General features: G+C 62.1%; 15 protein-coding genes. 1 reads left to right on the top strand and 14 read right to left on the bottom strand.

Annotated elements, in window-relative coordinates; all coding sequences use genetic code 11:
- Window positions 1-149 precede the first annotated feature (149 nt).
- From D0T11_RS09505 to D0T11_RS09455, 11 genes are all read right to left on the bottom strand, one after another.
- Window positions 150-380 carry a hypothetical protein gene (locus D0T11_RS09505; RefSeq protein WP_119655554.1) on the bottom strand — a complete coding sequence of 77 codons (231 nt, stop codon included), beginning with the start codon at window positions 378-380 and terminating at the stop codon, window positions 150-152.
- A gap of 269 nt (window positions 381-649) precedes the next feature.
- Window positions 650-1,330 (bottom strand): type 1 glutamine amidotransferase domain-containing protein, encoded by a 681-nt coding sequence (locus D0T11_RS09500; protein ID WP_119655553.1) that lies wholly within the window; start codon window positions 1,328-1,330, stop codon window positions 650-652.
- Between the two features lie 49 nt (window positions 1,331-1,379).
- On the bottom strand, window positions 1,380-1,697 hold the full coding sequence (locus D0T11_RS09495; protein WP_119655552.1) for a putative quinol monooxygenase: 318 nt from the start codon (window positions 1,695-1,697) through the stop codon (window positions 1,380-1,382).
- 142 nt (window positions 1,698-1,839) lie between these two features.
- On the bottom strand, window positions 1,840-2,997 hold the full coding sequence (locus D0T11_RS09490; protein ID WP_119655551.1) for an iron-containing alcohol dehydrogenase: 1,158 nt from the start codon (window positions 2,995-2,997) through the stop codon (window positions 1,840-1,842).
- A 101-nt stretch (window positions 2,998-3,098) separates the two neighbouring features.
- On the bottom strand, window positions 3,099-4,094 hold the full coding sequence (locus D0T11_RS09485) for an NADP-dependent oxidoreductase (RefSeq protein ID WP_119655550.1): 996 nt from the start codon (window positions 4,092-4,094) through the stop codon (window positions 3,099-3,101).
- Between the two features lie 122 nt (window positions 4,095-4,216).
- Complete coding sequence (locus tag D0T11_RS09480) at window positions 4,217-4,654, bottom strand: organic hydroperoxide resistance protein (RefSeq protein WP_119655549.1); 438 nt, start codon at window positions 4,652-4,654, stop codon at window positions 4,217-4,219.
- A gap of 43 nt (window positions 4,655-4,697) precedes the next feature.
- Window positions 4,698-5,156, bottom strand: a complete 459-nt coding sequence (locus tag D0T11_RS09475; RefSeq protein ID WP_119655548.1) for a MarR family winged helix-turn-helix transcriptional regulator — start codon at window positions 5,154-5,156, stop codon at window positions 4,698-4,700.
- A gap of 168 nt (window positions 5,157-5,324) precedes the next feature.
- Entirely contained in the window at window positions 5,325-5,624 is a 300-nt protein-coding gene (locus D0T11_RS09470) for a rhodanese-like domain-containing protein (RefSeq protein ID WP_119655547.1), read from the bottom strand.
- 93 nt (window positions 5,625-5,717) lie between these two features.
- Window positions 5,718-7,580 carry a T9SS type A sorting domain-containing protein gene (locus D0T11_RS09465; protein WP_119655546.1) on the bottom strand — a complete coding sequence of 621 codons (1,863 nt, stop codon included), beginning with the start codon at window positions 7,578-7,580 and terminating at the stop codon, window positions 5,718-5,720.
- Between the two features lie 130 nt (window positions 7,581-7,710).
- Complete coding sequence (locus D0T11_RS09460; protein ID WP_119655545.1) at window positions 7,711-8,496, bottom strand: PASTA domain-containing protein; 786 nt, start codon at window positions 8,494-8,496, stop codon at window positions 7,711-7,713.
- 108 nt (window positions 8,497-8,604) lie between these two features.
- Complete coding sequence (locus tag D0T11_RS09455) at window positions 8,605-11,415, bottom strand: D-alanine--D-alanine ligase family protein (protein WP_119655661.1); 2,811 nt, start codon at window positions 11,413-11,415, stop codon at window positions 8,605-8,607.
- Window positions 11,416-11,643: 228 nt separating this feature from the next.
- Between D0T11_RS09455 and D0T11_RS09450 the strand changes: the two genes are divergently transcribed.
- Window positions 11,644-12,837 (top strand): phosphoglycerate kinase, encoded by a 1,194-nt coding sequence (locus tag D0T11_RS09450; protein WP_119655544.1) that lies wholly within the window; start codon window positions 11,644-11,646, stop codon window positions 12,835-12,837.
- An 89-nt stretch (window positions 12,838-12,926) separates the two neighbouring features.
- Here D0T11_RS09450 and D0T11_RS09445 read toward each other — a convergent pair whose 3' ends face one another.
- The 3 genes from D0T11_RS09445 to D0T11_RS09435 all read right to left on the bottom strand — a co-directional run bounded on the left by D0T11_RS09445 (window position 12,927) and on the right by D0T11_RS09435 (window position 15,645).
- Window positions 12,927-13,577, bottom strand: coding sequence for a hypothetical protein (locus tag D0T11_RS09445; protein WP_119655543.1), 651 nt, complete (start codon window positions 13,575-13,577; stop codon window positions 12,927-12,929).
- A 147-nt stretch (window positions 13,578-13,724) separates the two neighbouring features.
- On the bottom strand, window positions 13,725-15,023 hold the full coding sequence (locus tag D0T11_RS09440) for a site-2 protease family protein (protein WP_245990706.1): 1,299 nt from the start codon (window positions 15,021-15,023) through the stop codon (window positions 13,725-13,727).
- Window positions 15,007-15,645, bottom strand: coding sequence for an HAD family hydrolase (locus D0T11_RS09435; RefSeq protein ID WP_119655542.1), 639 nt, complete (start codon window positions 15,643-15,645; stop codon window positions 15,007-15,009). The genes D0T11_RS09440 and D0T11_RS09435 overlap by 17 nt, the downstream gene beginning before the upstream one ends.
- Window positions 15,646-15,685 lie beyond the last annotated feature (40 nt).

Here is a 15,685-nt window from a genome sequence, read left to right as displayed (position 1 = left end):
GCCCACAACGCCTCGTTCCAGCGGCGGGCGGGGGCAAGCCCCGCCCCTACACCGTGCGCCGCAACTTGACTGATGTACCTGTGCTACGAACCAGGAGATGCTTCGACTGCGGCTGCGCTGCGCTCAGCATGACGTTCTTTTTCACGGCCCTAAATCACCCGCACCCGGTCGCGGTGGGTGTCGTCGCGCAGGATTTCGAGGCCTTTGTAGGCCAGGGGGCGGCCGGTGTTGTGGGTCAGGCCGTCGCCCTCGTAGCGGTGGGCCATGTCGAGTACCAGCTGGGTGTACTTGCGCTCCCCCAGCTCGATGGCAACGGGGCGGCCGAGGCTGGAGTCGAAGGTGGCCAGCGCCTGGTCAATTTCTTCCAGAATTTTGCTCATAGCTCAGAAAAGCGGGTATGTGGGGGGAATATAGAAATATGTGCGGATTTCTGGCCCCCAACCCTCTGCTGCCGGCGCAAGTGCTGTGCCTATACTCCCCGTGAGATGGCGTGTACCCTATTCAGATTTTTTTCAGGAATAAGGTACACGTTTGTACCTTATTCCTGAAAAAAATCTGAATAGGGTACAGAACCTAAACCGCAAAAAGCGGCCCCCACCACTCCGGCCGGAGTAGCGGGGGCCGCCTGACGACTGCAAAAAGCAGCCGGTTACTTCTTAAGCATCTTCAGCAGGGCTTCGGCGGCCGGCTCCGAGGAGGCCGGGTTCTGGCCCGTGATGAGGTTGCCGGCCTGGGTCACGTAAGGAGCCCAATCGGCGCCCTTCGAGTAGTTGCCGCCGTTTTCCTTCAGCATGTCTTCCACCAGGAAGGGCACGATGTCGGTCAGCTGTACGGCTTCCTCTTCCGAGTTCGTGAAGCCGGCCACCGACTTGCCTTTCACCAGCGGCTCGCCGTTGGCGGCCTTGGTGTGGCGCAGCACGCCGGGCGCGTGGCAGACGGCCGCGACGGGCTTGCCAGCGGCGTACATGCTTTCAATCAGCTCAATCGACTTCTTGTCCTCGGCCAAATCCCAGAGCGGGCCGTGGCCGCCGGGGTAGAATACGGCGTCGTAATCAGCCCCCGAAACCGAGTCGAGCTTCACGGTCGAAGCCAGCACTTTCTGGGCGTCGTTGTCGGCTTTGAAGCGCTTGGTGGACTCGGTCTGGGCGTCAGCGGTGTCGCTTTTGGGGTCGAGGGGCGGCTGGCCGCCTTTGGGCGAGGCCACGGTCAGCGTCGCGCCGGCATCTTTGAACACGTAGTAGGGCGCGGCGAATTCTTCGAGCCAGAAACCGGTTTTTTCGCCGGTGTTGCCCAATTTATCGTGCGAGGTAAGAACCATCAGAATTTTCATGGGAATCGTTTTTTAGGGGTAAAAGAAAAAAAGCCAGCAGGCAGAAACGCTAGACTGTGGCGGCCAAACCGTAACGCGCAACCTTGCGCTCGGCCAGCACGGGCACAATCTGGCCCACTACGATTTGCTGGAAGTGGTCGGAGTCGATGTGAGCCTGCAACGCGGCTTCATCGGCGTACTGCTCATACATGAACAGGTGGGTGGCATCGGCGGGGTCGACGTGCACGGTGTACACGAGGTTGCCCGGCTCCAGGCGGCGCACGGTGGCGGCGGCCTGCTGCATCAGGCGCAGCACCTCGGCCTCGTGGCCGGGCTGCACGCGCCACTCGGCGGCCACGCAGATGATGGTGGAGGGGGAATCAGACATAATCAGGAGGGGAAAGCGGGCCTAAAGGATAACTGAATGGGTCGGTGTCATCCCGACGGAGGAGGCATCTGAGCAAACTGGCTCAACGACTATCTCCAGATTCCTCCTGCGTCGGAATGACAAAAACCGTTCGGAAAGCTCCTTACAGGGCCATGGTCAGAATCTTTTCGACGTCGGCAATCTGCAACTCCTGCCGCTCGCCCAGGTTCTTCACGCCGCGCTCGGTGAAGCGCTGCACAATCTGGCGGATGGTGTCGGGGCCCACGTCGTAGTCGCTGAGGCGGGTTTTGATGTCGAGGCGCTCGAAGAAGGCCACGGTGGCCTGCACGGTGGCTTCGGCACGCTCCTCGTCGGTGCCAGCCGTGATGTTCCAGACGCGCTGGCCGTACTGCACCAGCTTATCGAGCTTGCCGGCCTGGCGGTAGCGCAGCATGGAGGGCAACACAATGGCCAGGGTGCGGGCGTGGTCGATGCCGTGGAGGGCCGTTAGTTCGTGGGCCACGTAGTGCGTGCTCCAGTCGGTGACTACGCCGGCCGCCAGCGTGCCGTTGAGGGCATTGGTGGCGCTCCACATGAAGTTGGCCATGGCGTCGTAATCGGTGGGGTTGTCGAGCACCTTGGGGCCTTCCTCAATCAGCGTCAGCAGCACGGCCTCAGCCAGCCGGTCCTGGAGCGGGGTGTTGATGGGGTAGGTCAGGTACTGCTCCAGCACGTGGGTGAAGGCGTCGGCAATGCCATTGGCAATCTGGCGCGGGGGCAGCGTGAAGCACGTTTCGGGGTCGAGGACCGAGAATTTCGGGAACGTGAGCGGGGAGCTGAACGCCAGCTTTTCCTGGGTAGAAACGCGGGTAATGACGGCGCCCGAGTTCATTTCGGAACCCGTGGCGGGCAGCGTGAGTACGGCCCCGAACGGCACGGCGCGGGCCACTTTGGCTTTGTCGGCTAGGATGTCCCAGGGCTCATTGCCCTCGAACGGAATAGCGGCGGCAATGAATTTGGTGCCATCGAGCACCGAGCCGCCGCCCACGGCCAGCAGGAAATCGACCTGCTCGGTCCGGCCCAGCTCCACGGCCCGCAGCAGCGTTTCGTAGTGCGGGTTGGCCTCGATGCCGCCAAATTCGACGGTCTCGAAATCGGCCAGCGCGGCTTTCACCTGGTCGTACACGCCGTTTTGCTTGATGCTGCCGCCGCCGTAGGTGATGAGCACTTTAGCGCCGGCCGGAATCTGGGCCGTGAGGGCCGCAATCTGACCTTTGCCGAACAAAATGCGAACGGGATTATAGAACTGAAAATTCTTCATGGGTTGGGGAAAAAGGTGCGCCGTTGCGCGGGCCGGCGGCGTATGCCCGGGGCAGCTCCGCAGAGCCGCGAAAAAGTTGAAAAATAGAAAGCGGGAGGCCGTTACGCCACTTTCACCACGGCCTTGCCGGTGTTGTCTCCCTGGAACAGACCCAGGAAGGCGGCCGGAATCTGCTCGAAGCCCTCGGTGACGGTTTCCTCGAACTGCAGCTTGCCCTGGCCGTACCACTCGCCGAGCTGCTTCACGCCCTCGGGCCAGCGGTCCAGGTAGTCGCTCACGATGAAGCCCTGGAGCTTGGTGCTGGTTTTGAGCAACTTGCTTTCGGGGCGCGGACCCATGGGCACTTCGGTGGCGTTGTACATCGAAATCTGGCCGCAGATGGCAATGCGGGCGTGCTTGTTGAGCAGGTCGTACACGGCATCCGTAATGGGGCCGCCCACGTTGTCGAAGTAGCAGTCCACGCCGTTGGGCGCGGCGGCCGCCAGGGCCGCGGGCACGTCGGCCGTTTTGTAGTTGATGGCCTCATCGAAGCCGAGCTCCTTGAGGTAGGCCACCTTCTCATCGGTGCCAGCCGTACCAATCACGCGGGCACCCTTGATTTTGGCCAGCTGGCCCACCACCATACCCACGGCACCAGCGGCACCCGATACAACGACCGTTTCGCCGGCCTTGGGGTCACAGATGTCGAGCAGCCCGAAGTAGGCGGTCAGACCCGTCATGCCCAGCAAACCGAGGTAGTAGCTGATGGGGGCCTGGTCGGCGGGCACCTGCTGCAACGTTTTGGCCGGGGCCACGCTGTGCTCCTGCCAGGGCAGGCTGCCCACCACGATGCTGCCCACCGGCAGCTGGTCGGCCTGGCTTTCCACCACCTCGGCCACCACGCCCCCGGCAATCGGCTCGCCCACCTCAAACGGCGCCACGTACGATTTGGCACTGCTCATCCGGCCCCGCATATAGGGGTCGACGCTCACGTAGCGGGTTTTAAGCAGCACCTCGCCGCTTTTGAGGGCGGGCAGCTCGCGGGTTTCAAACTTGAACTGGGCTTCGGTCGGTTCGCCCTGGGGGCGGCTGGCTAGCAGGATGGTGTTGGTTTTCATAGCAGTGGTTTTTAGTTGTCGGTTGTCAGTTTTTAGTTGTCAGTTTTTGACTGGTGATTGTCAACGAGCCGTTGCCCTGACAACTGACAACTGACAACTGACAACCAAAAACTGACAACTACTTAAGCGGCGGTGGTTGTGGTCAGGTTGACTTCGATGTTGTTGCGGGTGGCGCGGGAGTAGGGGCAGATACCGTGGGCGGCTTCCACAAGCTGCTCGGCCTGGGTTTGGGAGAAGCCGGGCAGGTTCACGTGCAGATCAGCTGAAATACCGTAGCCGCCGTCTTCGGCCTGGCCGAAACCGATGAGGGCTTCCACCGTCACGTCCTGGAGCTTTACGCCGGCCTGACGGGCCGCAACGCCTAACGCGCCCTCGAAGCAGGCCGCGTAACCGGCCGCGAACAGTTGCTCGGGGTTGGTAGCGCCGGTTTTGCCGGGTCCGCCCATTTCTTTGGGCATGCTCAGCGTGAGAGTCAGCGCGTCGTTGGTGGTGCTGATGGCACCGTCGCGGCCACCTTTGGCTTTGGCCTGGGCCGTGAACACTTTGTTGGTCAGTTTCATAAAAGAGAAAAAAAGAGGGGAAGAAATGGGAAAACAGAACCGGTTACTGGAGCCGGATAAGTAGCTGGTTGAGCTGAGTGCGCAAGGCCTCAAACTCGGCCAGAGGCATGTTGAGGCGGGCCAGTAGCTGCTCGGGAATCCGGCAGGCCGGTTGGCGCAATGCGGCGCCGGCTGGCAGCAGCCCGATGATGACTGAACGCTCGTCGCGCGGGTCGCGGCGGCGGCTGAGCCACTGCTTCTGCTCCATGCGCTTGAGCAAGGGCGTGAGTGTGCCCGAGTCGAGCAGCAGGCTCTCGCCCAAGGCCTTCACCGTTAGCTCCTCATGCTCCCAAAGCAGCAGCAGCACCAGATACTGCGGGTAGGTCAGGTCCAGCTCCTGCAGCAGGGGCTGGTAAGCTTTGGTCAGCATCCGGGAGGCCGCATAGAGCGGAAAGCACAACTGGTTTTCCAGCTGGAGCAGCGGGTTGGGCGCGTCGGTAGAAGGGATAGGTAGGTCAGGCATCGTTGCTAAGTAAACGGATAAAGGTTGTGTAATGTTTAATTGTGTGAAATTAAAATTTCCTGAAATATTGTAGATTCTTGCCTATCAGTTGAAAAAGGGCATAAAAAAGGGGTTTGCCGGACCAGAACCAGCAAACCCTTTTCTCAGCAGCAAAAATAACAAACCGCTTCAGCCGGCCTGATAACCCTGAATACCGCCAATGAGGTTGCGCACGTGGGTGAAGCCCTGCTGCTGCAGGAACGCTTTGGCTGAAGCCGAGCGTCCGCCACCCTTGCAGTGCACCACTACTTCGGCGTTACGCAGATCCTTCAGGTCGTCGAGCTTGCCGGGTAACTCGCCCAGGGGAATGTTGCGACTCCCTTCGATGCGGCTTTCTTCGTTTTCCCAGGTTTCGCGCACGTCAATAATGACGGGGGCAGTATGCTGGCTTTGTCGTTCTTTAAGTTCGGTGGCGGTAATGTCTGTCATAGCGGAAAGGAGCGGAATGAGGAAGGAAAAAAAAAGGAGCGGGGGAATGGTGCCCGGTCTGCAAGGTTAGCAATAAACCGGGAAAAATGTGTTTTATCGCCCGCCGACGGCCAGTCGTTGGGTAACTGTCTGACCATCAGTCAACGTCAGGCGCACGAAATACAGTCCTGCTGGCAATGGCAGCACCAGTTGCGGCTCTCCGGCCCGGCTGGCCGGCTGCTCCCAGACCACGCGGCCGACCGCGTCGAGCACGGTGGCGCGGGCGTAGGGCACAGACACGCGTACCCGGCCGTCGGGAGTGGGGTTGGGGTAGAGGCGCGGCTGCCCGGCAGCGGCCAGGGGAGTTGTAGCGGTTATTACACCGGTCGTGAGGGGCCGGACCATGAGCGCCCCAGCCGGACTGTAATTGGTGGCTGTGGTGGCCAGCCCCCAGGTGCCCTGGGTGTTGAGCTGGAAGTAGCCGGCGGGCGGGGCATTGTTCAAATCCAGGCCGAACTCCACGAACTGGGGCGTGGGCGCGTGGCCGTAGCCGGCATAAAACTTCCCACTCACCGGCACCGGCGCGTCGAAGGCCACTTCCACGTAGGTCTGGCCGGCGGGCAGGGTGGCGGGCACCGTGAAGCCCTTGCTGGCTTTGGGCTGGTCGGTGGGCTGTCCCTGCCCGTTATCATCCCAGATGTTCACCGTAACGAACCGCCCGGCCGCCGTGCCCAGCACCGGATACAGGCGGATGGCCCGGATCTGGTCGGGGCGGTTAAGGTCGAAGCGCAGGGCGTAAAAACTGGCCGGACCGGTAGCAGCCGGCGCCAGGGAAATGGACGCCTCGGCGGTACCGTCGTCGTAGGCGTAGTAGTCGGTCAGATCGGTGAGGCGGCTGATGGTGTCGTTGCCGAGGGTGAGCGGGTTGGTTTCGCCGGTCGAAATTACCACGCGCTGGCGCAAGTGCTTGGCGGCCGGCGTGAGGGGCACGGTGGCCAGGGCCGGGTTGCCGATGATGGGCTGCTGGCGCCGGTTGGCATCGAAAGAAATGCCGCCGTTGAGGTAGCGCGACGTGCCGTTGCCGGGCAGTACGTCGAGGTAGCCGTTCCAGGTGATGGGGGTGGGGGCGGGGCCGGCATCGAGGTTGTTGATGCTGGTAGCCGAGCGGGTGGCCAGCTCCTGGGACGCGTTCAGGTTGAACTGGGCCACCGGCATGGCCGTGAACCGCTTCAGGGCACTGCCCAACGGTTTGCTGGTGGCAATGTCGCGGAAAGTGGAGTCGGTGGCCGTGCGGTTGCGGTCCAGGCGCACGTAGTCCACGCTCCAGGCGTCGCGGGCATTGTAGAGGTAGCCGCTGACGCGGATGCGGAACTGGAAGTTCGGGTGGAAGTAGGCCGCCTGGTTCAGGGGCAGGGCCTTGAAACGGAAGTTGGTGGTATCGGCCGGACTGGGCAGCTGCCACACTTCCTGCCAGAGGCCGCTCTGGGTTTTGAACTCCACGTAGAGGGCAATGGGCCGGCTACCGCTGGCCTCGGGCCGGCCGCGCAAAGTGCCCGCCTGCCAGAAAAAGCTCAGAAACACGTTGTCCGTCGCCTTCAGGCCGCTCAGGTCGATGGGCTGGGAAGTCAGCGAATCGGCATCGCCGACCCGGGAAACCGCGCCCCGGGGCTGGCCCTTTTCATCGAGCCCGTCGAGGGTAACCACGTTGCGGGAAATCGGTCGGCGGGGGAAGCGGTTGTTCACCAGTCCGCCCCCGTGGGTTGTCCAGCGCTGCGTACTGGGCTGGCCTTCCGGCTGGCGCGAGAAGTCATCGAAAAAAGGCAGGGCCAGGGCGGCTGGCCGGGCCGCCGTGGTCGCCGGCCGGATAGGCGCGTGAGCCGGCTCGGTGCCCAGGGGCTGCACCACCTGGGCCGGGCTCAGGTGCGGCAGCAGGCCCAGCCCCAGCAAGGCCCCGAATACGCGTACAAGACGAATCATGGAGTAAGAATAAGGAAAGGACCGGATAGGGAAGGGCCGCCGGCCGCGAGGGGTACATCCTCACGGCTAAAACCGCAAAAAGGTTCGTTGGGGCACAACGAACCTTTTTGCGTTCTATTTCAGCACGGGATTACTCAATGCTTTTCAGCGGCTCGGAGCCGGCCACCCACAAATCCACGAGCTGGCCCATGCGGATGGTCGTGTTGGGACCCGGCACCGGGCGCTGCTTCACCACCATGCCTTCGGTTTCGCCATTGCGGGCGCGCTGGTAGAATATCTCGCCCACTTGCAGGCCCTGACCCACGAGCAGCGTCGTCGCCTCATCGGCGGGCATGTTCACTAAGTTGGGTACCGGAAATTCCTGGTTGCCGAGGCCGTCGCCCACTTCCAGGTCTACGCGGGTGCCCTTGGTGATGGGGTCGCCGGCGGCTATTTCCTGGCCGTTTACCAGCTGCCGGAGCACGGCATCCTTCTGAATGTTGGGCACGAACTGGAGCTGTCCTACCACCAGATCATAGCTTTTTAGGATCATCTGGGCATTTTTTACCGAGCCATCGGTGAGCTTGGGCATCTTGATAACGGGCGGGTTCTTCATCGAAACCGACACGTAAATCTTGCGGCCTTCCTTCACCTTTTCGCCCGCCTTGGGCTCCTGCATGAGCACCGTGCCGGGCTTGATGCTGGCGTTGTAAGTGCTGTCGTCCACGAAGTAGTCCAGGTTCCGCTCATCGAGGTAGTCCTCCAGGTCGGCCTGGTTCATGCCCGTCACCTTGGGTACCACAATGGTTTCGCCGTGGTTGGTGGTAATGGGCAGGTACACGTAGAAAAACCCGATGACCAGCGCCCCCGTGAGCACCACGATAATGAACAGGTGCTTGAGCAGGTCGGCCGGAGTATCGGAGCGGAAAAAGGACATTCGTTGAGAAGAAGCTAGGAGGAAGAAGCCGGAAGGCAGAAGCGGGGTAAAGTTAGAAGCTAAGGACTAGAAACCAGTTTTCCTCCCGGAAAGGAGAGGTGCCAGTTTCTAACTACCGGCCACCATCAGTTCGGTGCGCTGCTTCCCGAATTCCAGAATCCGGTCGATGAAGTCGTAGGGTGTGTAGCCGGCCAGGGCGGTCTGGTGGAAAATGCAGGTGGCGGGTGTCATGCCAGGCAGGGAGTTCACCTCGATGATGAGCACCTCCACGGCCCCATTCTGGCGCACCCGCACGAAGGCGTCGATGCGGGCGTAGCCCTGAATGTTGAGGATTTCGGCCACCCGGCGCAGCTCCTGCTTCACCTGCTCCGAAATGCGCTGCCGCTCGTGGGCCTCGGGAGCGTAGCGGGCCGGGGTGATGTTCTGGCCTTCGCCGGCCAGAAACTTCTCCTCCAGGCTCAGCACCTCGCCCGTGGCCAGCGCCTCCGACGCCTCGAACACCTCAATCCGCAGCTCGCCGTTTTCGGCCCAGTGCGTGAGCAAACCGCCGGTAACTTCCAGGAAGTGGGCGGCCCCGTCGCGGCTGATGAGCGTTTCCACCAAAAAGGCCTCCTTCTGCGGGAATTCCTCCTTAAAACCCAGACTAAGCGTAGTGGCGGCAGCGGGCAAGAGGTCTTCCTGGTCCCGGAAAATGAGTTGGGTGAAGGCTTCGAGCTCCGCCCGGTTCTTGATTTTCTTCACCGCCGAGGAGCAGCCGTCGTCGGCGGGCTTGGCAATGAAGGGGTAGGGGAACTGGGTTTCGAGGCTGCGGAAGAAGCTTTCCGGGCCGGCCTCCCACTCCTGGCGGGCGGCCATGCGGTGTTCGGCCACGCGCATACCGGCTTCGCGCAGGCGCTTGTTGGTTTCAAACTTGTTGATGGTGATTTGGCTACTGGCCACGCCCGAGCCGTTATAGGGCAGTCCCAGCGCTTCGAGCTGCTGCTGCAAAGCGCCGTCCTCACCGGGGCGGCCGTGCAGGGCAATAAACACCTCGTCTACCATCCCGGCCAGCTCCCCGAAGCTCACCCGGCGGGGCTGGGCCGTGGGCTGGCCGGCGTAGGTGCTGGTGATGCCCGCCGCCTCGCGGCGGATGCGCGTCAGAATAGGGTGCAGCCCGTGGCCGGCCTCCAGATGCTCCACTTTCTCGCGGATATCATCGGCGTTGTCCTTGAGCATCACATTGATGGGCAGTACGTAGAGGCGGAATTCCTGGCTGTTGCCGGTCAGGAACACCGGCACCGGCTCGTACTTGATGCTGGAGCTGAGCTTCTCATAGATGTTGCGCCCGCTCTCCACCGAAATGTGCCGCTCCGAGGAGTAACCGCCCATAATTACGGCCACTTTGGTGCGCGTGCGTTCGTCCGCAGCCCGGGCCGCCACGGCCGCATCCAGCCGGGCCAGCAGGCCCGCCAGCTTTACCGGCCGCAGCCCGCCGCGCCGCCGCGCCGCCAGCGACGTGCGAATCAGAAACGTGAGGAACTGCGAGGGGTTGAGCCCAATTTCAGCCGCCTGATGGAAGAAGAACGAGGCCGGCAACATGCCGGAAGTCGTGTTCGGGTCGTTGAGGAAAATGGAATTGCCAGTGGCGTGCTGGTCGGCCTCACTACGGGCAACTGGCTGGCCACTGATAAAGCCATCCAAACGGGCATATACCTGGAAGCCGAAGGTGACGAACATTTCCTCGCAGGCTTCGCGGATGCGCTGGATGTCGGCCTCGGGCAGGTCGATGGGCGTGATTTTGCGGGCCAGACCGGGCAGGTATTTCGAGCGGTAGTCGAACATTTCCTCGCCTTTCACAATCTCGGTGGGCGGTAGGGCCAGGGGCTGGCCGTTTTCGTCTTCCACCACAATGCACGAGAACTCGCGCCCCTGCACGAAGCTTTCCACCAGTACCTGCACTTCGCCTTCCACGCTGGTCAGCCGCACGCTCTGGGCGCGGGCCAAGTGCTCATTCAGGGCGTTCAGCAGCTCCTCGGGCTGGTAGATTATCTCTGAGCTATCAGCTAGTAGCTGTTGGCCGTTAGCTTCGTTCAACGAAGAGCTAGCAGCTAGCAGCTCCAAGCTATCAGCTGAAGACAAAACAACCGGCAGCCCGATTCCGTCGCGGATATCGACCAGCTGCTGCAGCCAGGTTAGCTTCCGGGCATCCGAGAGGCCCTGCCATTCGGCCTGGGTAACGGTTTTGCGGAACAGACTGCGCTCCACGGCGGCCTGAAACTGGGGTACGCTGGCTTCGCGTAGGATGCTGATGCCGATGCTGCTGCCCTGGCGCGGGGCCTTGAACACCAGCGGCAGCCCCAGCTCGCGCACCAAGTGGTCCAGCGTAGCCTGGGGGTCGGCGGCGTCCCACTCCTCGGCCGTAATCAGGCGGAAGTCGGGCGTGGGACGGTCGAGGGCCTTGAGCAACTTCTTCTGGGCAACTTTATCAATGCCAAACGCCGAAGGCAAAATACCGGAGCCCGAATACGGAATGCCGTACCACTCCAGCAGGCCCTGAATGGCCCCGTCCTCGCCGCCCGGCCCGTGCAGGGCCAGGAAGGCAAAGTCAATGAGCGTGGCCAGCTCCCGGGGTTCTACGCGCCGGCCCACCTCGGCAATGATGCGGTCCTGCTCATCGGCGCTCAGCTCCCCCAGGCTCTCGAAGTACATCTGCACCGGCACCGACGTGGGTGCCAACGCCGATACGGGCGGGTAGAAGTCGCGGATGGTGCCTTTATATAGGTATTCCCAGTTGAGCAGGATGAAGTTGCCGCAGCTGTCCACGAATACCGGCACGACCTCAAACAAGGACTTATCGAGGTTGTCGTACACCGTGCGGCCGCCCGCGAAACTGATTTCCCGCTCACGCGACGGGCCACCGAAGAAGATGCCTATTTTCATATCGGAGGCAAAGGTAGGACTTTGGGGCTTGCAGGAGAAAGCGGCCATTGGGGGGAATGGGGGGAAACGTCATTCAGAACGCAGCGAAGAATCTCGCCTGCCTACGTTGTAATGCTGGCCAGACGCCAGAATTGGCATGGCAAGCGAGATTTTTCGCTGCGCTCTGAATGACGTTCTTTCTTCCCTGACCACCTATCTTCGTCCCTCCGCCAACCCTATTTCCATTCCATGCAAACCCTCGATCAGTACAACTTCGCCGGCAAGCGCGCCGTGGTGCGCGTAGATTTCAACGTGCCGCTGGACAAAAGCTTCGCCATCACCGACGACACCCGCATCCGAGCCGCCACGCCCACCATCAAGAAGATCCTCCAGGACGGCGGCTCCGTGGTGTTGCTTTCCCACCTGGGCCGGCCCAAAGGCGGCCCCGAGGACAAGTACTCGCTCCGCCACATCGTGAGCCGCCTGAGCCAGGAATACGGCCAGCCGGTGCAGTTTGCCGATGATGCCCTGCAAGCCGAAGAGCAGGCCAAAAACCTGAAGCCCGGTCAGGTGCTGCTGGTAGAAAACGTGCGCTTCTATCCCGAAGAAGAGAAAGGCAACCCCGAATTCGCGGCCCGGCTGGCTAAGCTCGGCGACGTGTATGTGAACGACGCCTTCGGCACGGCCCACCGCGCCCACGCCTCCACGGCCATCATGGCCGGCAGCTTCGCGCCCGCCGACCGGGTAGGCGGCTACCTGCTCCGGAGCGAGCTGGACAATGCCCAGAAGGTGCTGGAAAAAGCCGAGCGGCCCTTTACCGCCATCATGGGCGGGGCCAAGATTTCCGATAAAATCCTCATCATCGAACAGCTACTCGATAAGGTCGATAACCTGCTCATCGGGGGCGGCATGGCCTACACCTTCGCCAAGGCCCAGGGCGGCAGCATCGGCAGCTCGTTGCTCGAAGAAGACAAAATGCCCCTGGCCCTGGAGCTCATCGAGAAGGCTAAAGCGAAAGGCGTAAACCTGCTGCTGCCCACCGACAGCCTCATTGCCGACAAGTTCGCCAACGACGCCAGCACCAAAGTGGCCGCCAACGACCAGATTCCCGACGGCTGGCTGGGTCTCGACCTCGGCCCCGAGTCTATCAAAGCCTTCACGGAGGTGGTGCGCAACTCCAAAACCATCCTCTGGAACGGCCCGATGGGCGTGTTTGAAATGCCCACGTTCGCCAAAGGCACCACGGCCGTAGCCCAAACCATTGCCGACGCTACCCGCGAATCGGGAGCCTTCAGCCTCATCGGCGGCGGCGACTCAGCGGCGGCCGTCAACCAGCTCGGCTTCGCCGACCAGGTGAGCTACATCAGCACTGGCGGCGGCGCGCTGCTGGAGTACATGGAAGGCAAGCAACTGCCTGGCGTGGCCGCGCTGGAGGCGGAATAGAGAGCCCAGCGCTTCAAGAAAAAGAACGTCATCCTGACGAAGGAAGGATGACGTTCTTTTTCCTCGCCCCATGTACCAGCGGCAAAGCGCTAATTCAAATAAGGCGTTTCCAGGTCCTGGCCCATGAGCTTGACGGGCTCCAGGGAGAGGCGGCCCGTGAGGCGGGTGCTGAGGATGCGCAGCTCCTGTTCGCTGAGCACATTCAGGTTGTGGAGCCAGTGCAGGCGGTGTAGTTGCAGCTCAATAGGCCCCAGGGGGTTCACTTGGGCGTACTCCTCGCGCAGGTAGGCATGAGCTCGTAGGCGCAGGGCATCGGTGAAGGTGGCCAGGGCATCGTGCTGGCCAGGGCGGTCGTGCAGGCTTAGCCGGATGCGGTTGGTGGCCAGCGTAACGGTGCGCCCCCAGTAGCGGCGGGCGACGTACACGCCCAGCAACCCCAGCAGAAAACCGCCGCAGGCCACCCATAGCTCGGTAGAGAGGCCCGCTTGTTTGCTGAGCAAGCGGCTCAGGCCCTGTAAGATCACCCAGATGGCTACCCACATACCGGCCGGCGGAATGCGGAGTGGAGCCGCCGTCTGGTATTCGAGGCCTACGGGCAGCAGTTCTTCGTACGGGATTTCAGTTTCCAGCCACGCCGTACCGTTGCGCCGGCGCTGGCTCACATACAAACCGTGCTGCCGGAATAGCAGCAGCGTAGAGCCTCGCAGCAGGTGGGTTTGGGCGAATTGAGGTGCAGTCATTCAGAAGAGCCGAAGCCCGTACGCAACGCTAGCCGGCCAGGATAAAGCGGGAAGTGGGGCAAGGTGGTATACCGGTAAAAATGGGGGCAAGCTGAGGGCTTGGCGAACTTGCCAGAACTCACTTCCGGGCTCATTTCCCGGAATAACTTACTGGATTACGACAGGAGAAGGAGCGAAACAAAGCACAAAAATAACCAGCATTACCCAGCCCAGTACTTTCCGGCCCGCAGAAAGCGGCCGCTCATCGGGGGCGGGCGGGTGGAAGATGCCCGTGGCCCGGGCCAGCAACAGCCCGAACAGTAGCCAGCCCGGGTTGCCCTCCAACCCCGGAAAGCCCGACGACAAGGCAATCTGCCCCAGCCACACGGCCGCCGCCAGCAGCAACGCCCGGCGGGCCGTGGGCATGGCCCGCCGCAATACCGCCCACAGGTAGAGGGCATACGGCCCGGCTCCGTAGAGCCAGGTGTCGGTGTCCGAAGTCAGGGAAAACAGCCCCAGGCCCGCATAAAAAATGAAGCCCACGAACAGTACCAAGGATACGCGCGCCGCCCGGCGGGTCCCCAGTAAACCGTAAACGATGTGCCCTCCATCGAGCTGGCCGATGGGCAACAGGTTGAGGGCCGTGAAGAACAACGAAAACACGCCCGCTACCAACACCGGGTAATGTAGCACCTCGTTGGGGTGGGGCAGTCGGGCCGGGTCGGCCAGCAGGGCTGCCATGCCCTGAAACAGCAGCGGCTGCCCCAGCGTCAGGACGCTGCCGGCCGGCAGGTTCTGGTAGGCGTGGCGGGCATATTCGGTCCCATAGATCCGGTAGTCAGGGTGAATCCGGAATAGGTAATCCAGCGGTGGCAGGTGCGTGAGGCCATACGCCAGCACGGCCACGGCCACCACAAACCCGGCCAGCGGCCCGGCCAGCCCCACATCGAAAAATTCGCGCCGCGAGTAAATCCGGTCCTTAATGCGAATAACGGCCCCAAACGTGCCGAAGCCCAGCGGCAGCGGAATAAAGTACGGCAGCGTCGCCCCAATACGGTTGTAGCGGGCCGTGAAATAATGGCCGAACTCGTGCACCGTGAGGACGGCCAGAAATGGTCCCGCGTACCACAGTCCCGGCCGCAACGCCAACCAGACCTGCGCCAGGGGCTGCCTCAGCAGCTCAAAAGGCAATAGGTAAGCACTCAGGAAGGTGTTGCGTGCCAGCGTAACGCCTGCCAGCGTAGTAGTCAGCAACGTTACCAGAAACAGCAGCAGGTGCAGGCCGTACCGGGCTGGCCGGGGCCAGGGCGGGCGCTCATATCGTTGACCCCCCCCCTGCGCATCAGCAGCGGCCCTGGCGGCCGAAAAGGCGGGTAGCCCGGCCGTATCGGGGAACGGCAGGGGTAGGGGGCAGGATTGGTCAGAAGAGGTCGGCTCGGGCCGAATGGGGTCAGGCGGGAAAGGCACGGAGGGCGGCGGGCAGGGCGTCCTGCAAAGTTAGGGGCGGAGTCAGGAAAAGCGTATGCAGCCCCAGCCGGCGGGCCGTTTCAATGTGCTGGGGACTATCTTCGATAAATAACGTATCGGCGGCCTCCCAGTTCATTTCGCGTAGCGCGTGCCGGAATATTTCCTCGCCCGGCTTGCGCAGGCCCACGTGTTGCGAGTAAAATACCCGGTCGAGGCAGTCGGCAATACCATTTTGCAAGCCGTACTGTTCCTTAAGGCGCCGGTTGATTTCGGTGATGTGCAGCTGGTTGGTATTGGAGAGCAATGCCGTCTGGTAGCCCTGGACCCGCAACTCCGCAATAAGGGCCAGCCGCCCGGCCGGCACATCCAGCAACATGGCGTTCCAGGCTTCGTCTAGCTGCGCGTCGGTGGCCGTCAGGCCGTAGTGCGCCCGCAACCCGGCCCGGAACTGGTCGGCCGAAATATGGCCGGTTTCCAACTCATCGAACAGTTTGGCCTGGGCCGCCTGCGTGAATTCGATGCCGCTGCCCAGCTGCCGCATGGCCTCCAGGGTGCGGTTGTAGTCGATGTTGATGATGACGCCGCCGAAATCGAACAGCAGATGGGGAAGCTTGTGGGGCATGTAGTAAAGTATTGAAGAAGTCGGGAAACGTACCGCTCAA

Source organism: Hymenobacter rubripertinctus (assembly GCF_003583925.1).
GTDB classification, from domain to species: Bacteria; Bacteroidota; Bacteroidia; order Cytophagales; family Hymenobacteraceae; genus Hymenobacter; species Hymenobacter rubripertinctus.
The sequence above is the reverse complement of the archived record's forward strand: the minus strand, read 5'-3'. Positions and strand labels throughout refer to the sequence as shown.

Bases quoted from the DNA above. Each gene is read 5' to 3' on its own strand.
- D0T11_RS09460 (WP_119655545.1), bottom strand. From the start codon at position 8,496: ATGTCCTTTTTCCGCTCCGATACTCCGGCCGACCTGCTCAAGCACCTG.
- D0T11_RS09475 (WP_119655548.1), bottom strand. From the start codon at position 5,156: ATGCCTGACCTACCTATCCCTTCTACCGACGCGCCCAACCCGCTGCTC.
- D0T11_RS09465 (WP_119655546.1), bottom strand. From the start codon at position 7,580: ATGATTCGTCTTGTACGCGTATTCGGGGCCTTGCTGGGGCTGGGCCTG.
- D0T11_RS09485 (WP_119655550.1), bottom strand. From the start codon at position 4,094: ATGAAAACCAACACCATCCTGCTAGCCAGCCGCCCCCAGGGCGAACCG.
- D0T11_RS09490 (WP_119655551.1), bottom strand. From the start codon at position 2,997: ATGAAGAATTTTCAGTTCTATAATCCCGTTCGCATTTTGTTCGGCAAA.
- D0T11_RS09435 (WP_119655542.1), bottom strand. From the start codon at position 15,645: ATGCCCCACAAGCTTCCCCATCTGCTGTTCGATTTCGGCGGCGTCATC.
- D0T11_RS09495 (WP_119655552.1), bottom strand. From the start codon at position 1,697: ATGTCTGATTCCCCCTCCACCATCATCTGCGTGGCCGCCGAGTGGCGC.
- D0T11_RS09500 (WP_119655553.1), bottom strand. From the start codon at position 1,330: ATGAAAATTCTGATGGTTCTTACCTCGCACGATAAATTGGGCAACACC.
- D0T11_RS09455 (WP_119655661.1), bottom strand. From the start codon at position 11,415: ATGAAAATAGGCATCTTCTTCGGTGGCCCGTCGCGTGAGCGGGAAATC.
- D0T11_RS09450 (WP_119655544.1), top strand. From the start codon at position 11,644: ATGCAAACCCTCGATCAGTACAACTTCGCCGGCAAGCGCGCCGTGGTG.
- D0T11_RS09470 (WP_119655547.1), bottom strand. From the start codon at position 5,624: ATGACAGACATTACCGCCACCGAACTTAAAGAACGACAAAGCCAGCAT.
- D0T11_RS09445 (WP_119655543.1), bottom strand. From the start codon at position 13,577: ATGACTGCACCTCAATTCGCCCAAACCCACCTGCTGCGAGGCTCTACG.
- D0T11_RS09505 (WP_119655554.1), bottom strand. From the start codon at position 380: ATGAGCAAAATTCTGGAAGAAATTGACCAGGCGCTGGCCACCTTCGAC.
- D0T11_RS09480 (WP_119655549.1), bottom strand. From the start codon at position 4,654: ATGAAACTGACCAACAAAGTGTTCACGGCCCAGGCCAAAGCCAAAGGT.